1 protein-coding gene is annotated in these 1,030 nt (G+C 66.9%); it reads left to right on the top strand.

Translation table 11 applies throughout. The annotated features are described in order from the left end of the window. Nucleotides 1–1,001 (top strand): IS3 family transposase (locus tag Q1B24_RS21780; RefSeq protein WP_299933076.1); only part of this gene is annotated, 1,001 nt, incomplete at its 5' end. Nucleotides 1,002–1,030 lie beyond the last annotated feature (29 nt).

Below are 1,030 nucleotides of genomic sequence, written 5' to 3'. Positions count from 1 at the left end.
TCCGCATCGGTTTTCTTCGCGGCCGAACTCGACCGGCCACAGCGCTGATCGTGGCCTACATCGACGAGCACGTCGGTGTCCGCGACGGCGACGGTCTGCGATGGGGTGTCGAGTCGATCTGCGAGCAGCTCACCGAGCTGGGCGCGAGGATCGCCCCCGCGACCTACTACGAGCACCGTGCGCGCAAGGCGACGTCCCGCGAGGAACGGGACGAGGTACTGAAGCCGAGGATCGCCGCTGTGCACGCGTCGAACTTCGGCGTCTACGGCGCTCGGAAGGTGTGGCTGACCCTGAACCGCGAGCGCCCGGACGATGAGCCGCCGATCGCGCGCTGCACCGTCGAGCGGCTGATGGGCGAGCTGGGGCTTCAGGGCGCGGTGCGCGGGAAGGTCAAGCGCACCACGATCAGCGACCCGAAGGCGCCGAAGCCGCTGGACCTGGTGAACCGTAACTTCGCACCGCTGGCGCCAGATCGCCTCTGGGTTGCGGACTTCACCTATGTCTCGACATGGTCGGGCTGGTGCTACACCGCGTTCGTCATCGATGCCTACGCCCGGCGGATCCTGGGCTGGTCGGTGGCGACCACGATGACCAGCCAGCTCGTCGTGGACGCGGTCGAGCAGGCCGTGTGGACCCGCGGCCGTGAGGGCAAGGACCTCACCGGGCTGATCGCGCACCACGACCACGGAGTGCAGTACATGTCCGTGGCCTACTCCGAGCGGCTCGACGCTGCCGAGATCAAGCCCTCGACTGGGGCCGTGGGCTCCTCGTATGACAACGCCCTGGCCGAGTCCGTGATCGGGCTCTACAAGACCGAGCTGATCAAGCCACGTCGGCCATGGAAGGGGCTCGACGACCTCGAGATCGCGACCGCCGAGTGGGTCGACTGGTTCAACCATCGCCGGCCCTTCGAGTACTGCGACGACCTCACACCAGTCGAAGCCGAGGCCGCTCACTACGCTCACCACCAGACCCCAGCAACAGCTGGAGTCTCAAACTAGAAAGTCTCCGGACATGCCGGGGCGGTTCA

This window comes from uncultured Nocardioides sp. (assembly GCF_947488025.1).
Lineage (GTDB): Bacteria > Actinomycetota > Actinomycetes > Propionibacteriales > Nocardioidaceae > Nocardioides.
This window is presented reverse-complemented; position numbering and strand designations above follow the sequence as displayed.